Source organism: Streptomyces sp. NPDC047117 (genome assembly GCF_040643545.1).
Taxonomy (GTDB): Bacteria; Actinomycetota; Actinomycetes; order Streptomycetales; family Streptomycetaceae; genus Streptomyces.
This window is the reverse complement of record NZ_JBEYUN010000004.1, coordinates 104534-120611: the sequence shown is the minus strand read 5'-3', so window position 1 is coordinate 120611 and position 16078 is coordinate 104534. Positions and strand designations below refer to the sequence as shown.

At 72.5% G+C, this 16078-nt stretch carries 16 protein-coding genes; 10 read left to right on the top strand and 6 right to left on the bottom strand.

Annotated elements, in window-relative coordinates; all coding sequences use genetic code 11:
• The first annotated feature begins 138 nt into the window (after positions 1–138).
• The 5 genes from ABZ840_RS09135 to ABZ840_RS09115 all read left to right on the top strand — a co-directional run bounded on the left by ABZ840_RS09135 (position 139) and on the right by ABZ840_RS09115 (position 5257).
• Positions 139–1164 carry an ABC transporter ATP-binding protein gene (locus tag ABZ840_RS09135; protein WP_361555724.1) on the top strand — a complete coding sequence of 342 codons (1026 nt, stop codon included), beginning with the start codon at positions 139–141 and terminating at the stop codon, positions 1162–1164.
• A gap of 2 nt (positions 1165–1166) precedes the next feature.
• Positions 1167–1937, top strand: a complete 771-nt coding sequence (locus tag ABZ840_RS09130; protein ID WP_361555721.1) for an ABC transporter permease — start codon at positions 1167–1169, stop codon at positions 1935–1937.
• The gene (locus ABZ840_RS09125; protein WP_361555718.1) at positions 1934–2824 is read left to right on the top strand and encodes a hypothetical protein; all 891 of its coding nucleotides are present in this window, start codon (positions 1934–1936) and stop codon (positions 2822–2824) included. The genes ABZ840_RS09130 and ABZ840_RS09125 overlap by 4 nt, the downstream gene beginning before the upstream one ends.
• Before the next feature lie 97 nt (positions 2825–2921).
• Positions 2922–4181, top strand: coding sequence for an ABC transporter ATP-binding protein (locus ABZ840_RS09120; RefSeq protein ID WP_361555715.1), 1260 nt, complete (start codon positions 2922–2924; stop codon positions 4179–4181).
• Positions 4178–5257 (top strand): ABC transporter permease subunit, encoded by a 1080-nt coding sequence (locus ABZ840_RS09115; RefSeq protein WP_361555712.1) that lies wholly within the window; start codon positions 4178–4180, stop codon positions 5255–5257. The genes ABZ840_RS09120 and ABZ840_RS09115 overlap by 4 nt, the downstream gene beginning before the upstream one ends.
• 243 nt (positions 5258–5500) lie before the next feature.
• Here the strand turns inward: ABZ840_RS09115 and ABZ840_RS09110 are convergent, their stop codons facing one another.
• Complete coding sequence (locus ABZ840_RS09110; RefSeq protein WP_361555709.1) at positions 5501–5818, bottom strand: ATP/GTP-binding protein; 318 nt, start codon at positions 5816–5818, stop codon at positions 5501–5503.
• Between the two features lie 192 nt (positions 5819–6010).
• On the opposite strand from ABZ840_RS09110, the gene ABZ840_RS09105 reads away from it, so the two are divergent.
• Entirely contained in the window at positions 6011–7039 is a 1029-nt protein-coding gene (locus ABZ840_RS09105; RefSeq protein WP_361555706.1) for an LLM class flavin-dependent oxidoreductase, read from the top strand.
• A 181-nt stretch (positions 7040–7220) separates the two neighbouring features.
• On the opposite strand, the gene ABZ840_RS09100 is transcribed toward ABZ840_RS09105, so the two are convergent.
• Positions 7221–7613 (bottom strand): SCO5389 family protein, encoded by a 393-nt coding sequence (locus tag ABZ840_RS09100; RefSeq protein WP_361555703.1) that lies wholly within the window; start codon positions 7611–7613, stop codon positions 7221–7223.
• Between the two features lie 283 nt (positions 7614–7896).
• Between ABZ840_RS09100 and nucS the strand changes: the two genes are divergently transcribed.
• Positions 7897–8559 carry an endonuclease NucS gene (gene nucS / locus ABZ840_RS09095; protein WP_361555700.1) on the top strand — a complete coding sequence of 221 codons (663 nt, stop codon included), beginning with the start codon at positions 7897–7899 and terminating at the stop codon, positions 8557–8559.
• An 86-nt stretch (positions 8560–8645) separates the two neighbouring features.
• Here nucS and ABZ840_RS09090 read toward each other — a convergent pair whose 3' ends face one another.
• The 4 genes from ABZ840_RS09090 to ABZ840_RS09075 all read right to left on the bottom strand — a co-directional run bounded on the left by ABZ840_RS09090 (position 8646) and on the right by ABZ840_RS09075 (position 13683).
• Positions 8646–11165, bottom strand: a complete 2520-nt coding sequence (locus ABZ840_RS09090) for an ATP-binding protein (protein ID WP_361555697.1) — start codon at positions 11163–11165, stop codon at positions 8646–8648.
• A gap of 286 nt (positions 11166–11451) precedes the next feature.
• Positions 11452–11775, bottom strand: a complete 324-nt coding sequence (locus tag ABZ840_RS09085; protein ID WP_361555694.1) for an STAS domain-containing protein — start codon at positions 11773–11775, stop codon at positions 11452–11454.
• A 220-nt stretch (positions 11776–11995) separates the two neighbouring features.
• A complete protein-coding gene (locus tag ABZ840_RS09080; RefSeq protein WP_361555691.1) occupies positions 11996–12844 on the bottom strand; it encodes a 3-hydroxyacyl-CoA dehydrogenase family protein in 849 nt (282 codons plus the stop codon).
• A 182-nt stretch (positions 12845–13026) separates the two neighbouring features.
• Entirely contained in the window at positions 13027–13683 is a 657-nt protein-coding gene (locus ABZ840_RS09075; protein WP_361555688.1) for a TetR/AcrR family transcriptional regulator, read from the bottom strand.
• Between the two features lie 81 nt (positions 13684–13764).
• Here ABZ840_RS09075 and ABZ840_RS09070 point away from each other — a divergent pair, with 81 nt between their 5' ends.
• Genes ABZ840_RS09070 through ABZ840_RS09060 form a run of 3 tightly spaced genes read left to right on the top strand, consistent with a single transcriptional unit; the run spans position 13765 to position 15902 of the window.
• Positions 13765–14547 (top strand): ATP-binding cassette domain-containing protein, encoded by a 783-nt coding sequence (locus tag ABZ840_RS09070; RefSeq protein WP_361555685.1) that lies wholly within the window; start codon positions 13765–13767, stop codon positions 14545–14547.
• Positions 14548–14560: 13 nt separating this feature from the next.
• Positions 14561–15316, top strand: a complete 756-nt coding sequence (locus tag ABZ840_RS09065; RefSeq protein WP_361555682.1) for an ABC transporter permease — start codon at positions 14561–14563, stop codon at positions 15314–15316.
• Positions 15317–15329: 13 nt separating this feature from the next.
• Positions 15330–15902: a cob(I)yrinic acid a,c-diamide adenosyltransferase gene (locus ABZ840_RS09060; protein WP_361555679.1), complete on the top strand. Its 573-nt coding sequence runs from the start codon at positions 15330–15332 to the stop codon at positions 15900–15902.
• The last annotated feature ends 176 nt before the right edge of the window (positions 15903–16078 follow it).

Genomic DNA, 16078 nt, shown 5'->3' with positions numbered 1-16078 from the left:
GAGAGCGCGGCGCCGTATCCGGCCTGGCGGCCGCTCGTCCTCAATCTCCCCCGGCCAACGCTGGGAGGTACCCCCAGGACGGGCTGAATTGGATGCGTTCAGGCGGCGGAGAAGCACCACCGCGCCTAGCGTGGGTGCATGATCGAGATTGAAGGGCTGACGAAGCGGTACGGCGAGAAGCTTGCCGTCGACCGGCTGACCTTCACCGTCCGGCCCGGCATCATCACCGGCTTTCTCGGCCCCAACGGCGCCGGAAAGTCGACCACCATGCGGATGATGCTCGGCCTGGACAACCCCACCGCCGGCACGGCCCGTATCGACGGCAAGCACTACCGGCAGCTGAGGGACCCGCTCAAGTACATCGGCGCCCTGCTGGACGCCAAAGCCATGCACGGCGGCCGCAGCGCCTACCACCACCTGCTCTGCCTGGCGCAGAGCAACGGCATTCCGCGCGCCCGCGTCCACCAGGCGCTGGACACGGTGGGCCTGACCGCGGTCGCCAAGAAGCGCGCCAAGGGGTTCTCGCTCGGCATGGGACAGCGGCTCGGCATCGCCGCCGCGCTGCTCGGCGACCCGCGGATCCTGATGTTCGACGAGCCGGTCAACGGTCTCGACCCCGAGGGCATCCACTGGATCCGCAACCTCATGAAGAGCCTGGCGTCCCAGGGCCGTACGGTCTTCGTCTCCTCGCACCTGATGAGCGAGATGGCGCTGACCGCCGACCACCTGGTCGTCATCGGGCAGGGCCGGCTGCTCGCCGACACCTCCATGGCCGACTTCATCCGGCGCAACTCGCGCAGCTACGTCAGGATGCGCTCGCCGGAGCACGAGCGGCTGCGGGACGTGCTGACGGAGGCCGGGCACACCGCCGTACCGGCGGCGGACGGGGCGCTGGAGATCGACGGGGTGAGCGCCGACCACCTGGGCGAGCTGGCCGCCGGGCACGGCCTCGTCCTCCACGAACTCAGCCCGCAGCAGGCGTCACTGGAGGAGGCGTTCATGCAGCTCACCGCGGAGTCGGTGGAGTACCACGCGCACTCGGGAACGACGGACCCGGCGGCCCCGGCGGGCACCTCGGCGCCGGCTCCCGGTGCGGGTGCGGCCCCGCAGGCGGGTCCCGCGCCCGGCTGGGGCGAGGACTGGCGCCGGAAGAAGGGGCGCTGACGATGGCGGTGGTCTCCCAGGTCATCGGTTCGGAATGGACCAAGATCAGGTCGGTGCGCTCCACGGTGTGGACGCTGGGCATCGCCGTGGTCGTCACGGTCGCGCTGGGCGCGTTGATCTGCCTGCTCGTCAAGAACGACTTCGGGTCCATGCCGGCCCGCGAGCGGCTGACGTTCGACCCGACCAACACGGCCTTCGCCGGGATGGGGCTGGGCCAGCTCGCGATGATCGTCTTCGGGGTGCTGGTGGTCTCCAACGAGTACAGCACCGGCATGATCCGTACCTCGCTCGGCGCCGTGCCGCAGCGCGCCACCTTCCTCACCAGCAAGATCGTCGTGGCCACCGTGCTCGCCTTCGTCGTGTCGCTGGTGACCGCCTTCCTCGCCTTCTTCATCGGCCAGGCCATGCTCGGGCCCGACCTGCGGGTGGCACTGGGCGACCCGGGCGTGCTGCGCGCGGTCTTCGGCGGCGCGCTCTACATGACGCTGATCGCGGTGTTCTCCATGGGCGTGGCCTCGATGCTGCGCAGCCCGATGCTTTCGCTGGGCATCCTGATGCCGTTCTTCTTCCTGATCTCCAACATCCTGGGCACCGTCTCGGCCACCCGGAAGATCGGCCGGTACCTCCCCGACCAGGCGGGCCAGCGGATCATGAAGGTGGTGCTCACCGACGACGTCCCGTACGGGCCCTGGGGCGGGCTCGGCATCATGGCCCTGTGGGTGGTCGCCGCGCTGGCCGGCGGCTACCTCCTGCTCAAGAAGCGGGACGCATGACCTCGGTACGGGCCGCCGGCCTCGGCGCGGTACCGGCCCTGGAACCGCTCAGCTATCCGGGCCGCCCGGTCGCGGCGCCCGCCCTCCTGGACGGCGAGGCGCTGCTGCCGCTCACCGCCGTCCCCGGCCGGCACCGGGTCGGCGGCTGGCGCCTGGGCCCGGACCCCGACCGCACGCTCGACGACGTGCTGCGCACCCGCGGCCTGCCGCTCACCGGACGGCGCCACCCCGTCCTCGCCGTCGGCTCCAACGCCTCCCCCGCCCAGGTCGCCTACAAGCTCGCCCGGAGCGAGGTGCCGGTGGCCGTGCCGATGGTCCCGGTACGGGTCGGGGGCATCGGCGTGGGCAGCTCCGCGCACGTCGGGACACCGGGCTACGTGGCCGCCGCGCCCTTCGCCGACCCGCAGTCCGAGGTGACGCTGGTGGCGGGCTGGCTGGACGCCGCGCAGCTGGCGGTCGTGGACGCCACCGAGGCCCGCTACCACCGGATCCTGCTGCCCGGCGACCGCTTCCCGATGACGCTGCCGTCCGGGGAGCGGCTGGGCGGCGCGTATCTCTACGTCAGCCGGTACGGCGTGCTCGCCGGGCCGGACGGCCGGCCGCGGCCCTCCGGGGCACAGCCGGCGCTGCTCGCCGCGCTGCTGGCCGGCTCGGCGGCGCTGCGGCGACTCCTCGGCCCCGACCCGCGGACGTGGGTGAAGCGGGCCTCGTCGGACGCGGCGGTGCGCGCGGCGGCCCGGCAGGTCTTCCGCGCGGAGGGCCGGGTGGTGCCGCAGCCGGAGTTCACCCCATACGTGGACGACGACGCGGAGGTCCTGACGTACGACGATCTTCCGCCCATCGGGGGCGACGCGGGACTTCGTGGGTCACCGACACGCGGGGATTGAGTGGAACCGTCAATGGCTCGATAGCCTCCTAACCCTCACGGGGGCATGAGGTCACTTCGGCATGCCGTGCCCCACACCATCTCGCGAGGGGCGGAGAATGATCGAGGCAGTCGGCCTGACGAAGCGCTACGGCGCCAAGACGGCCGTGCACAACCTGTCGTTCCAGGTACGGCCGGGCACCGTCACCGGCTTCCTGGGGCCCAACGGGTCCGGGAAGTCCACCACGATGCGCATGATCCTGGGGCTGGACACCCCGACGGCCGGGCACGTGACGATCGGCGGCCACCCCTTCCGCAAGCTGCCGAACGCGCCCCGCCAGGTCGGCGCGCTGCTCGACGCCAAGGCCGTGCACGGCGGCCGCAGCGCCCGCCAGCACCTGCTGTCGCTGGCCCAGCTCGCCGGCATCCCGGCAAGCCGGGTGGACGAGGTGCTCGGCCTGGTCGGCCTGCAGGACGTGGCGAGAAAGCGGTCCAAGGGCTTCTCGCTGGGCATGGGGCAGCGCCTCGGCATCGCCTCCGCGATGCTCGGCGACCCGCAGGTCCTGCTCTTCGACGAGCCGGTCAACGGCCTGGACCCGGAGGGCATCCTCTGGGTCCGCAACCTGATGAAACAGCTGGCGTCGGAGGGCCGTACGGTCTTCGTCTCCTCGCACCTGATGAGCGAGATGGCGCTGACCGCCGAGCACCTGATCGTGATCGGCCGCGGCCAGCTGCTCGCCGACATGAACGTCAAGGACTTCATCGCCGCCAACTCCGCCGGCTTCGCGCGGGTCCGCACCCCGGACACCGAGCCCGGCCAGGCCGAGAAGCTGACCGCCGCGCTGGGCGAGGCGGGCGGCCAGGTCGCGCCCGAGCCGGACGGCGCACTGCGCGTGACCGGGCTGGCGCTGCCGCGGATCAGCGATCTGGCGCACGAGGCCGACGTCCGGCTGTGGGAGCTCTCGCCGCACCAGGCCTCCCTGGAGGAGGCGTACATGCAGCTGACGCAGAGCGCCGTGGACTACCGCTCGGCGGTGCCGCCGCAGGTCCCGCACGGTGCGGTGCCGCCGCAGGCGGTCGCACAGCCGCCCGGGATGCCGCCGCAGGGGATGCCGCCGCAGGGGTACGCGGGTGCGCCGTACGCCGGACAGCCCGGGCCGCAGGCCGGGATGGCGGGGCCGTACGGGCAGCCCGGCCCGTTCGCCGGTGGGCCGCCGCAGGGCGCGCCCGTGCCCGGCCCGTACGGAGCGCCGCCGCAGGCCCAGCCGCAGCCGCAGGCTCCGCCGCAGCAGGCCCAGCCCCAGCCGCAGGCCCCTGCCGGGCCGCCGCACGCCGCCCCCGCCGACCCGACCCAGCAGCACAGCGAGGACGCCCGATGACCACCCCCGACCAGCCGCAGCAGCAGCCGCAGCAGCCGCGCCAGGACGTACCGCCCCGTCAGGACGAGGGCACGATGATGCTGAACGCCGTCGGGGCGCGGGGCGGACAGCAGCCGGGCGCCCAGCCGCAGGCGCAGCCTCAGCCGCAGGGCCAGCAGCCTCCCCAGGCCCCGCCGCAGCAGTACCAGCACCCCCAGCAGCCTCCGGTCCCGCACCAGCCGCAGCCGCAGCCCGGGCAGCACGCCGCCGGTCCCCCGCAGTCGCAGCTGCCCGGGTCCGGCTACGTCTCCCCCATTCCGGTGCGGCGGGCCCACCTCGGCCACGCGCTGGCCTCGGAGTGGACGAAGATCAAGTCGGTCCGCTCCACGGTGTGGACGCTCGGCGTGATGATCCTCCTCGTCGTCGGCATCGGCGCGCTCACCGGCATCGGCATCTCCGCGAGCGGCACGAACCTGGGTGGCGAGTCGCCACTGGGCTTCGGCATGTTCGGCATGCTGCTCGGCCTGATGTGCGTGATCACCCTCGGTGTGCTGTGCGTCTCCTCCGAGTACGGCACCGGCATGATCCGTACGACGCTGACCGCCTGCCCCAGCCGGGCGCGGGTGCTCGCGGCGAAGGCGATCGTCTTCTTCCTGCTGTCCTTCGTGGTCACCGCCGTGACCACGGCGGTGGTGGCGCTGCTGCTGACCGGCATGCTCGGCGGCCAGGGCGGCGCCACGCCGGACGGCTCCGAGTGGTTCAAGGCGACGATCGGCGTCAGCCTCTACGTCGCGATGATCGGCCTGCTCGCGCTGGCCGTGGGCGCGCTGCTGCGGCACTCCGCCGGCGCCATCACCATCATGATCGGCCTGGTGCTGCTGCCGCTGGTGCTCGCACTGTTCATGATGGCGGAGAGCCTGTCGGACCTGCGGGAGTGGCTGTTCGAGTACTCCATCCCCAGCCAGCTGGGCGTGATGTACAGCAACGCCGTGGCCTCGTCCGGCCCGTCGGGCTGGGAACCGCTGTGGATCATGACGGGGCTGACGGCCGTCGTCCTCGGCGGCGCCTTCGTGGCGCTCAACCAGCGGGACGTCTAGGGCCTCTCGTTCGGATCTTGCTGGGCTCGCGACGCCTGGACACCGCACCTCGCGGCGTTGTCGTCACTCTCCCCCACGCCTGAACGGCGCGGGGGGACCCCCCTCGCTCCGCAGTGGCTCCCTCCTCCGCCTTGCGATGCACGGCACCAGACGCCGCTCACTGATCCAGCCTGATCCAAACGACAGACCCTGGGCCCGCACCGGAAGGCCCGGCCGAGAGGCCGGAAAGCGCTGCTCCGAGGGTCAGTATCGGGGCGCGTTACGGGACCGCTGGAGCCGGGCGCTCCGGCGGTCCCGCGCGTTCCAGCAGGCCTTGTGCCAGTGCCTGCGGTCGTCGCCGTCGCTGTGCTGCGGCCAGGCCACCACGTGCGGCACGCCGGGCGGGATCTCCTGGTCACAGCCCGGGCAGCGGTAGTGCTTGGCGGCCGCGCCCCCGCCGATGTGGCGGACGTACCACTCCTCGCCGCGCCACTCCGCCGTACTCTCCAGTCCGTACCGGCTGCCGCCCACGCGGTCCGAGGGATTCTCACCGCCGCGTGGACGGTTTCGACGGGGGGACACTGGGCACCTCGGGACTTCTCTGGGGGAGTAACGGCCTGTTACCAGACTACGGTGCGGGGCCGGCGTCCCGGGCCCCCTGTCGTAATGCTGCGATCATCAGGAAACTTCGCCGTGAGCCGTGCCTTTGGCACGTGTCAGCCGTTGTTGCCTGTAAGGGGGATGTCGCGTCGGCTGCGAGGAGGCAGAAGAGCGATGCGCGTTGGGGCATTCATCCTGGCCGCCCAGTTTCCGGGCCAGGGCGAGGGGGAGACACTGCATCGGGCCGTCCGGTCCGCCGAGGTGGCCGAGGAGGCCGGGCTCGACGACGTCTGGGTGGCCGAGCATCATTTTGTGCCGTACGGCATCTGCCCGTCGGCGGTGACGCTGGCGGCGCAGCTGCTGGGGCGTACGCACCGCATCGGCGTCGGCACGGCCGTCAGCGTACTGCCGACGGCGCATCCGGTCGCGGTCGGTGAGCAGGCGGCACTGCTGCATCTGACGTCCGGCGGGCGGTTCACGCTCGGCGTCGGGCGGGGCGGGCCGTGGGTGGACCTGGAGGTCTTCGGGTCCGGCCTCTCGGCGTACGAGGAAGGCTTTCCGGAATCCCTGGACCTGCTGCTGCGCTGGCTGCGCGAGCCGCGGGTCGGGGCCGCCGGGGCGCGGTACGCCTTCCGGGACGTGGCGGTGGTGCCGCGGCCCGCCGAGGAGCCGGCCGGCCGGGACGGCCCGCCGGTGGTGGTGGCCTGCACCTCTCCCGGGTCCGTGCGGCTGGCGGCCGAGCGCGGTCTGCCGATGCTGCTCGGGATGCACGCGGCGGACGAGGAAAAGGCCGAGATGGTCGCCTGTTGGCGGCGTACGGCGCTGGCAGCGGGGCGGGATCCGGACGAGGTCGCCGCGGTCGGGCACGTCTCGGCGGGCGTCGCGCAGATCGCCGACACCCGGCAGGACGCCACGGAGATCCTGCTGAAGTCGATGCCCGGCTGGCTGCGCCAGGGGCTGGCGGCCCATGTCACGGTCGACGGCCGGCACCGCGCCATGCGGGATCCGCTGGCCTACACCGAGCTGCTGTGCGGGCTCCATCCGGTCGGGACACCGGAGAGCTGCGCCGACCGGCTCGCCGCGTCGGCCGAGAAGACGGGGATCAGGCGCTACGCCCTGCTGGTCGAGGGCTCCGGCGACCTGGCCACGACGGAGGAGAACATCCGCCGGCTGGGCAAAGAGGTCCTTCCGGTACTGCCCTGAGCGCGCCGCCGGGCGAGAGACCCCAGGGGCCGGGGGGTCCGGAGAGAACGTTCATGTGCCCGGTGGACGGACCGCCCGTCGGCGGGGCCGGGTGGCCCCGCCGGCGGACTGTCATCCGATGCCGCCGCTGCGTACTGACGTCAGGCGCCACATCCCATGTACGCGGCGACGGCAACTCCGATCAGCAGTCGCGCAGTTCGGGCGACTGGTTCAGCAACTGGCCCCGTATGGAGGTGAAGCGGGCCAGACGGTCGTCCACCGCCGAGTCGAGCGGGAAGACCGCGACCCGGTGGCAGTTCTGGAACGCCAGCCGCACACCGAAATGGCGTTCAAGCGACCCGCGTATCGCGTCACTCGCCAGCGCTCGCAGCAGTTGGCCGCGCGCCTGCTCGTCGGGCGGCGGGGTCTGGTTGTCGGCGAACTGTCCGCCGTCCACCTTCAGCCGGGCCACCAGCGAGCTGATCATCTCCCATGCATAGGGCAGAGAGGTCCGGACGCAGTCGACAAATGCGGCTTCGTCGACCTCGCCTCGCTCGGCCTGTTCGAGGAGGGCCGGTGAGACGTCGAGCGACATGAGGTTCTCCTCTCGCGGCTCCATATGGGGCGGAGCCTCAGGGATAGGGCAGAGAGCCGCCACGCAGCGTGTCCGCGTCACGACCCCCCGCGTCAACGGTATTCCGCCTTTCTTGACCGCACCAGGAGATTGCGCACACAACCGGCCACGGGAGTCCGCCGGAGCTGCGCCGGTTTCGGCCGCAACGTCGCGTGCGTACCGGACCCGCCGCCTTCCGGTCCTCCCGGGCGGACGGTACGGGCGAATCGCGTGCACCACCCGCCGTCGAGTAGCGTGGCGCACCATGCGTCTCGTCATCGCCCGTTGCTCCGTGGACTACGCCGGCCGGCTCACCGCCCACCTGCCCTCCGCCCCCCGTCTGATCCTGGTCAAAGCAGACGGCAGCGTCTCCATCCACGCTGACGACCGGGCCTACAAACCGCTGAACTGGATGTCCCCGCCGTGCACCCTCAAGGGTGGCGACAGCGACGTGTGGACCGTGGAGAACAAGGCGGGCGAGAAGCTCATCATCACGATGGAGGAGATCATGCACGACTCCTCCCACGAACTGGGCGTGGACCCGGGGCTCATCAAGGACGGCGTGGAAGCGCACCTTCAGGAGCTGCTCGCGGACCGGATCGACACCCTCGGCGAGGGCTACTCCCTGATTCGGCGTGAATACCCCACCGCGATCGGCCCGGTGGACATCCTGTGCCGGGATGCGGACGGTGCGACCGTGGCTGTGGAGATCAAGCGGCGCGGCGAGATCGACGGTGTCGAGCAGCTGACCCGCTACCTCGAACTCCTCAACCGCGACCCGCACCTCGCCCCGGTGAAGGGCGTGTTCGCGGCGCAGGAGATCAAGCCGCAGGCCCGGGTGCTGGCCACCGACCGCGGCATCGGCTGCGTCGTCCTGGACTACGACGCGCTGCGCGGCATCGAGGACGACAAGCTGCGGCTGTTCTGAGGGCCCGGCCCCTCCCCCGTACGCATGCGACGGCCCGCCCGCGAGGAGATTCGCGGGCGGGCCGTCGTGCGTCGTGACAGGGGCCGTCAGGCCGTCGGCTCGCCGGTACCTGTCGCGGTGCCGTCGGTGCCCTCGGTCATCGGGCTGCCGGCGTTCTGCGAGGGGCTCTGCGAGTCGCCGGTGGTCGGGTCGTCCATCGGATCCGGCGTGGTCGGCTCCTCCGTCGGCTCGGTGGGCTCCTCCGTCGGCTCGGTGGGCTCCTCCGTCGGCTCGGTGGGCTCGCTCGTCGGCGGCGTGGGCTTGTGGGTCGGGGGCGTGGGTTTGTGCGTGGGCGGCGTCGGCCTGCCCGGCGAGGTGGTCGGGCCCGTGGAGTCGGAGGGCTCCTCGCCCGGCTCGGTGGTGCCCGGGGTGCCGGGCTCGCCGCTGGTGGCGGGGTCGCCGGGCCGGGTGGTGCCGGACTTCGCGGGTTCGCCGGTGGGGGCGCCGTTACCGCTGTTCCAGCGGCCGGAGTCGCTGCTCGTCCCCTGGCTGGGCTCGTCGGCGGTGAGGCCGCCGTCGTCCTTGCCCTCCTCCGCCGACTGCTCGGACTTGACCTTGTCGGCGGGGCTGTCACCGCCGGAGGTGGCGCCGAGCGTGACGATCGTGCCGAGGACGGCGGCGAGCAGGGCACCCGCGCCGGCCGCGACCACGTTGCGGCGCGCGCCGGAGAAGACCGCCCGCTTCTTCTTCGCCGGGGCCGAGGGGGCCGAAGCGGCGGTGACGGCGGGGGTGACCACGGTCGCCGCGGTCTCGTCCACCCGCGGCACGGGCGTGGTGATCGCGGTCGGCGACCCGGGCGGCGAGGCCGACTCGTCCGTCCCGACCAGCGGCACCTCCTCCCCGGCCGCCGCCACCGCGGCGGCGGTGACCTCGGCCGACACGGGCACACCGGTACGGTCGGCGACCAGGGCGAGGGCGCGCCGCCCCGCGACGGCGCCGCGCCGGTCGGCGAGCGCGCCGCGCAGCCCTATGGACGCCTCCAGTTCGGCGCGGGCCTTGTCCAGGTTGCCCAGGCAGAGCGCGAGGACGCCCAACTCGTGGTGGAAGTACGCCTCTTCGCCGACCTCGCCGGCGATCCTGGCGGCCTCCTGGCCGTGCCGGAGGCTGCGTTCCCAGGCGTTCCACTGGAGGGCGGCGGCGAAGGCGGGAGCCGCGGTGCGGGCGAGCAGCACGGCGGCGCTGGCGTGCCCGGACTCCCGGCTCGCGGTCAGCCGGGCCATCGCGGCGAGCAGCGCGTCGGCCTCGGCAGCGGCCCGCTCGGGGGCGACGGAGTGGTGCCCGGCCCACCAGGAGTAGTGCTGGGCGGCGGCGTGCGCGCGGCCGGCCGCGCCCTCGGCGTACCCGGCGGCGGTGAGCTGGTCCAGCACGGTCGCGGCGAGGCGGTGGTGGGTGCCGGCGGGGCTGATGAGCCCGCAGGCCAGCAGGTCGCCGAGGACGGCGTCGGCGTGCGGGTCCTTGAACAGCGCGGGCAGGTGGGTGGGGTGCGGGAGGTCGCCGCCGAGGGCGACGGCCAGCCGCAGCGTGTCCTGCGCTGCCGGTGCCAGCCCCTCGGCGATGAGCGTGGCGAACGAGCCGGCCTGCGGGATGCCGGGCAGCGGCGGTACGTCGTCGGAGCCGGCCGGCTCACCGCCGTCCGCCGTACCGTCGGCGGGCGCCGCGGCGCGCAGCCGGTCGCGCTGCCGCAGGACGGCGCCGGCCTGCAGGAAGCGCAGCGGGAGCCCTTCGGACTCGAACCAGAGGTCGCCCGCCCAGGCGGCCTCCTCCTCGGTGAGCGGCCGGCCGGCGGCGCGCTCCAGCAGTTCCTGGCAGGCGGCACGGCCGAGGCCGGAGACGAAGACCTCTTCGATGTGCGAGGCGGCGGAGGGCGCGGGCACGTCGGGCGTGGCCGAGAGCAGGAAGGCGCACTCGGGGGTGGCGGCCAGCAGCTCCTCCAGCGGCTCGCCGCCGAACTCCAGGTCGTCCACGATCACCACGGCGCCGATGCCGGCCAGCGCGGTGAGCAGCTCGGGGCGGCCCGGGCGGTACGTCGGCGTGCGGTGCACGGCGGCGAACAGGTCGTACATCACGTCGGTGGCCGTACGGCGGTACCCGGAGAGCCGGACGACGCCGTCGGGCGCGAGCCCTGCGCAGGCGGTGGCGACGGCGTCCAGCAGCCGCGTGCGGCCGGCGCCGGCGGGGCCGGTGAGGCGTACGGAGCGGCCGCGGGTGAGCAGCCGGGTCAGCCGCTCGGTCTCCTCCTGGCGCTCCAGCAGCGGGAGCCGGTCCACGGGGTGTGCGAGGCCGCCGGGCGGCACCGGCGGCGCGCTCGTGGCCCGGGTCCGCTCGGCGCGCTCCTTGGGCGTCTGCTTCTGGGGCGTGCCCGGCTCCTCGCCCGGCGGGGTCGGCTCGATCTCGCTGCCGTCGACGGGGTTGACGGTGAGCAGGTAGTCGCCGGTGACCAGGCGGACGGTGCGTGCCCGGCCGTCCGGCGGCACGAACTGCCGGCTTCCGGTGCCGGACGGGAGCGGGCCGGCAGGGTGCTCCTGCGCGCCGTGCTCCTCCGGCCGCCGGCCGTTGTGCGGATCCATGGAATCGAGCCCCCCAGATGCGTGGCGTGCCGAACTGCTCTCCCGGCCGTCCGCACTCCCCGACCGGGCCGGGACGGGTCGCCCCGGCCGCCGCTCCTGGTCCGGTGTCCGCCGCGGCCGTCCGGGACGCGACGAAACCGAACATTAAGCCTCGGACAGTATCTATGATGCGCCGGGGTCCTGCTCTGACCGGTACGTCACGGATTCGCGAGGATCACTGCGGTATGTACCACTTCCGCCTCTCACTTCCCGGCGGCCGTACGGCTCCTCGCAGGTCACCCGGTCCTCAGACGCGGGGCAGCGACTCCGCTTCGATACCGCCCTCGATGGCGAGAATGCGATGCAACCGTGTGGCCACCAGCAGGCGCTGCATCTGGGGCGGCACCCCGCGCAGTACGAGCCGTCGGTTCACCCGGCCCGCACGGCGGTGCGCGCCCATGATCACGCCGAGTCCGGTGGCGTCCCAGGAGTCCAGTTCGGTCAGGTCCAGGACCAGGTCGCCGCGGCCGGAGTCGACTGCGGTGTGCAGGGCCGTACGGGCGTCCGCCGCGCTGCGTACGTCGAGGCGGCCCCCGACGACCAGCTCGGCGTGGTCGCCCTTGATGTACATATGCGCTCCCCGTGATGCGAAATGTTTTTTGCGTCTACAGAACTGACTGCCTCTCACACGACGAAGTTGCCGCCTGTAAGCGAACCGATACCGAAACCACTCGGCCGAGTGACGGCTGAACGGGTGTTGGCATCGGGCCGTGCGGGACCCCCGGCCTTCCCGAGCCGGGGTCCGGGGCGCGGGCTTCCGGAGTCCGCGCCCGTGGTCGGGCCCGGACTTCTCAGTGCTCGTAGAATCCCTGCCCGCTCTTGCGGCCGATATCGCCTGCGTCCACCATGCGGCGCATGAGCTCCGGCGGCGCGAACTTCTCGTCCTGCGATTCGGTGTAGATGTTCTCGGTGGCGTGCAGGAGGATGTCGACGCCCGTGAGGTCGGCGGTGGCCAGCGGGCCCATCGCGTGACCGAAGCCCAGCTTGCAGGCGGTGTCGATGTCCTCGGCGGTGGCCACGCCGGACTCGTAGAGCTTGGCGGCCTCGACGACCAGCGCCGAGATGAGCCGGGTGGTGACAAAACCGGCCACATCGCGGTTGACGACGATGCAGGTCTTGCCGACCGACTCGGCGAACTCCCGCGCGGTGGCGAGCGTTTCGTCGCTGGTCTTGTAACCGCGCACCAGCTCGCACAGCTGCATCATCGGCACCGGCGAGAAGAAGTGCGCGCCCACGACCCGCTCAGGGCGGGAGGTGGCCGCCGCGATCTTGGTGATCGGGATGGCGGAGGTGTTGGAGGCCAGTACGGCGTCCTCCCGGACCAGCTTGTCCAGCGTCGAGAAGATCTCCCGCTTGATCTCGATCTTCTCGAAGACGGCCTCGACGACGATGTCGGCGTCGGCGGCCGCCTCCAGGTCGGTGGTGGTGGTGATGCGGGCCAGCGCCTGCTCGGCGGCGGCCGCCTCCAGCTTGCCCTTGGCGACGAACTTCTCGTACGACGCCTCGATACCGCTGCGGCCGCGGGCCAGCGCGCCGTCGGTGACGTCCCGGAGGGTCACGTCCCAGCCGGCCTGGGCCGAGACCTGTGCGATGCCGGAACCCATGAGTCCGGCCCCGATGACGGCGAGCTTCCTTGCCACTGAACGACCCCTCACACGCTGTGCACTTCACGACTTCTCCCGGGCGACGTTAGCGCCCGTTCGCCTCGGTTGGGAGGTCTGACGAGTGCGTCCTGTCTCACATGACGGACATCACACCGGAACGGCCCCCGCCCACCACGCCGGGCACCCGGTGCCACACCGGGCCGCCGACGGGCGCCTGCTCACTCCGGCGCGCGCACCGCGTAGTTGAGTACCCGTTCGCTGAGCAGGTCCTCCAGCTCGTCCAGCAGCGCCAGCGCCTCCCGCGACACCTCGGTCGCCTTGCGCCCCGCGGTCATCTCGCGGCCGATGTGGGCCATGAGCGTGCCGTGCGCCCAGTTCAGCTGCCCTGCCACGAGGACCGGCAGCAGGTCGCCCTCCTCGGCGCCCACCTCCTCGCACAGCGTGCGCTCCAGGTGCTCGGCCGTCTCCTGCTGGATGTACCACAGCCGCGCCTTCAGGGCCGCCGAGCCATGGATGACCCGCATGAACCGCTCGTACCCCTCGAACAGCCCCACCCGCGGCGAGACCGCCTCGACCTCGTCGCGCAGCTCGCGCAGTACCGCGGCGGCGGCCGACTCCCCGGCGCCCCGGCCGCGCACCCAGCGCGAGAGCCGGTCCACGACCCCCTTGCTGCGGTCGAAGAAGAGGTCCTCCTTGGCCGGGAAGTAGTTGTAGACGGTGTTCACGGAGACCTCGCAGGCCTCGGCGATCTCCGCGACGGTCACCGCGTCGAAGCCGCGCTCCAGGAAGAGCCCGGTGGCGACGTCCGACAGGTACTGCCGGGTCTGCCGCTTCTTCCGCTCGCGCAGCCCTTCCTTCTTCGGCCCCTCACTCATGGCCCCATCCTAGGCGCGCTTGCATGGTCTGAAATTTTGGGGCCATTGCAAAATTGCTGTCTCTCTGCTTTTCTTGCCGCCATGCCCGCCATCACCGCCACCGGCCTGTCCCGGACCTTCACGACCAAGCGCGGCCCCGTCGAGGCGGTCCGCTCCGTCGACCTCACCGCCGAGCGCGGCGAGATCGTCGGCCTGCTCGGCCCCAACGGCGCCGGCAAGACCACGACCCTCCGCATGCTCACCACGCTGCTGCCGCCCACCGGCGGCACCGCCACCGTCGCGGGCCGCGACCTCGCCCGCGACCCGGCGGGCGTCCGCGAGCGGACCGGCTACGTCGCCCAGTCCGGCGGCGTCGACCCGTCCGTCTCGGTACGCGAGGAGTTGGTCACCCAGGGCCGGCTGTACCGGCTCACCAAGGCCGACGCCACCGCGCGCGCCGCCGAACTCGCCGCCGACCTGGGCCTGGAAGGGCTGCTGGACCGGAAGTCCGCCGCGCTCTCAGGGGGCCAGCGCCGCCGGCTCGACCTGGCCATGGGACTCATCCACCGGCCCGAGGTGCTCTTCCTCGACGAGCCGACCACCGGGCTGGATCCCGGCAGCCGCGCCGGCCTGTGGGACCTGGTCCGCCGGATCCGCGCCGAGCACGGCACCACCGTCGTGCTGACCACCCACTACCTCGACGAGGCCGACGCGCTCGCCGACCGGCTGGTCGTCGTCGACCACGGTGTCGTCGTCGCCGAGGGCCGGCCCGCGGCGCTCAAGGAGCGCTACGCCGGATCGGCCGCCGCCTCCCTCCAGGACGCCTTCCTCGCCCTCACCGGCCGCTCGGTCACCGCCGAGGACGCCGCACCCCTCTCCGTCTGAGGAGCCCGACCCGATGTCCGCACTGCTCTCCGACACCGCGCTGGTCTTCGGGCGATACGCCCGCCAGACCCTGCGCTCGAAGTTCCAGATCCTCTTCGGCATCCTGATGCCGCTGCTCTACCTGCTCTTCTTCGGCCCGCTCCTGACCGGCCTGCCGCTCGGCTCCGCCGGCAGCTCCTGGCAGGTGCTGGTGCCGGGCCTGCTGCTCCAACTCGGCCTCTTCGGCGCCTCGTTCTGCGGCTTCGCGATCATCATCGAGAAGAACCACGGAGTGGTGGAGCGGATGCGGGTCACCCCGGTCAGCCGGCTCGCGCTGCTTCTCGGGCGAGTGCTGCGCGACGCCCTCCTCTTCGTCTTCCAGGCGGTGCTGCTGGTCCTCGTCGCGCTGGCCATGGGCCTGCGCGCGCCCGTGGGCGGCATCCTGATCGGCTTCGGTTTCGTCGCGCTGCTGGTCGTCTCGCTCGCGTCACTGTCGTACGCGCTGGCCCTGAAGGTCCGTACGCCGCAGGAGTTCGGCCCGGCCATCAACGCCCTGGCCATGCCGTCCATGCTGCTCTCCGGCCTGATGCTGCCCATGGCGCTGGGCCCCGGCTGGCTGGACGCCCTCTCGCACCTCATGCCGCTGCGCTATCTGGTGGACGCGGTACGGGACGCGTACGTGGGCCGGTACGCCACCGCGCACATGCTGTACGGCGTCCTCGTCGCGCTCGGCCTCGCCGCGCTCGCCGTGACGGTCGGCACACGTGTCTTCCGGCGGGCCGGGGCATAACTACGCTGGCGGAATGGTCAATCTGACGCGCATCTACACCCGTACCGGCGACCAGGGCACCACCGCCCTCGGCGACATGAGCCGGACCGCCAAGACCGATCTGCGGATCGCGGCCTACGCCGACGCCAACGAGGCCAACGCCGTCATCGGCAGCGCCATCGCCCTCGGCGACCTCCCCGAGGAGGTCGTCAAGGTCCTCGTCCGCGTCCAGAACGACCTCTTCGACGTGGGCGCCGACCTCTCGACGCCCGTCGTGGCGGACCCGGAGTTCCCGCCGCTGCGGGTCGAGCAGGCCTACATCGACAAGCTGGAGGCGGACTGCGACCACTTCCTGGAGCAGCTGGAGAAGCTCCGCAGCTTCATCCTGCCCGGCGGCACGTCCGGCGCGGCCCTGCTGCACCAGGCGTGCACGGTCGTCCGGCGCGCCGAGCGGTCCACCTGGGCCGCCCTGGAGGTGCACGGCGAGATCATGAATCCGCTCACCGCCACCTACCTCAACCGCCTCTCCGACCTGCTCTTCATCCTGGCCCGCACGGCGAACAAGGAACTGGGCGACGTGCTGTGGGTCCCGGGCGGCGAGCGCTGACCACCGCTTCGCCACATCCGGCCCACCACACGTCGCCTCAGCCCGGCCGGGGGCCCGGGGGTCGCCCCCGAAAAACACAGCATCCTGGCCCGCACGGCGAACAAGGAACTGGGCGACGTGCTGTGGGTCCCGGGCGGCGAGCGCTGACCACCGCTTCGCCACATCCGGCCCACCAC

Excerpts from the sequence above, each read along its gene's own strand:
- ABZ840_RS09075 (WP_361555688.1), bottom strand. The coding sequence starts at position 13,683 with ATGAGTGAGGGGCCGAAGAAGGAAGGGCTGCGCGAGCGGAAGAAGCGG.
- ABZ840_RS09070 (WP_361555685.1), top strand. The coding sequence starts at position 13,765 with ATGCCCGCCATCACCGCCACCGGCCTGTCCCGGACCTTCACGACCAAG.
- ABZ840_RS09125 (WP_361555718.1), top strand. The coding sequence starts at position 1,934 with ATGACCTCGGTACGGGCCGCCGGCCTCGGCGCGGTACCGGCCCTGGAA.
- ABZ840_RS09100 (WP_361555703.1), bottom strand. The coding sequence starts at position 7,613 with ATGTCGCTCGACGTCTCACCGGCCCTCCTCGAACAGGCCGAGCGAGGC.
- nucS (WP_361555700.1), top strand. The coding sequence starts at position 7,897 with ATGCGTCTCGTCATCGCCCGTTGCTCCGTGGACTACGCCGGCCGGCTC.
- ABZ840_RS09105 (WP_361555706.1), top strand. The coding sequence starts at position 6,011 with ATGCGCGTTGGGGCATTCATCCTGGCCGCCCAGTTTCCGGGCCAGGGC.
- ABZ840_RS09115 (WP_361555712.1), top strand. The coding sequence starts at position 4,178 with ATGACCACCCCCGACCAGCCGCAGCAGCAGCCGCAGCAGCCGCGCCAG.
- ABZ840_RS09085 (WP_361555694.1), bottom strand. The coding sequence starts at position 11,775 with ATGTACATCAAGGGCGACCACGCCGAGCTGGTCGTCGGGGGCCGCCTC.
- ABZ840_RS09135 (WP_361555724.1), top strand. The coding sequence starts at position 139 with ATGATCGAGATTGAAGGGCTGACGAAGCGGTACGGCGAGAAGCTTGCC.
- ABZ840_RS09130 (WP_361555721.1), top strand. The coding sequence starts at position 1,167 with ATGGCGGTGGTCTCCCAGGTCATCGGTTCGGAATGGACCAAGATCAGG.
- ABZ840_RS09090 (WP_361555697.1), bottom strand. The coding sequence starts at position 11,165 with ATGGATCCGCACAACGGCCGGCGGCCGGAGGAGCACGGCGCGCAGGAG.
- ABZ840_RS09060 (WP_361555679.1), top strand. The coding sequence starts at position 15,330 with ATGGTCAATCTGACGCGCATCTACACCCGTACCGGCGACCAGGGCACC.
- ABZ840_RS09065 (WP_361555682.1), top strand. The coding sequence starts at position 14,561 with ATGTCCGCACTGCTCTCCGACACCGCGCTGGTCTTCGGGCGATACGCC.
- ABZ840_RS09120 (WP_361555715.1), top strand. The coding sequence starts at position 2,922 with ATGATCGAGGCAGTCGGCCTGACGAAGCGCTACGGCGCCAAGACGGCC.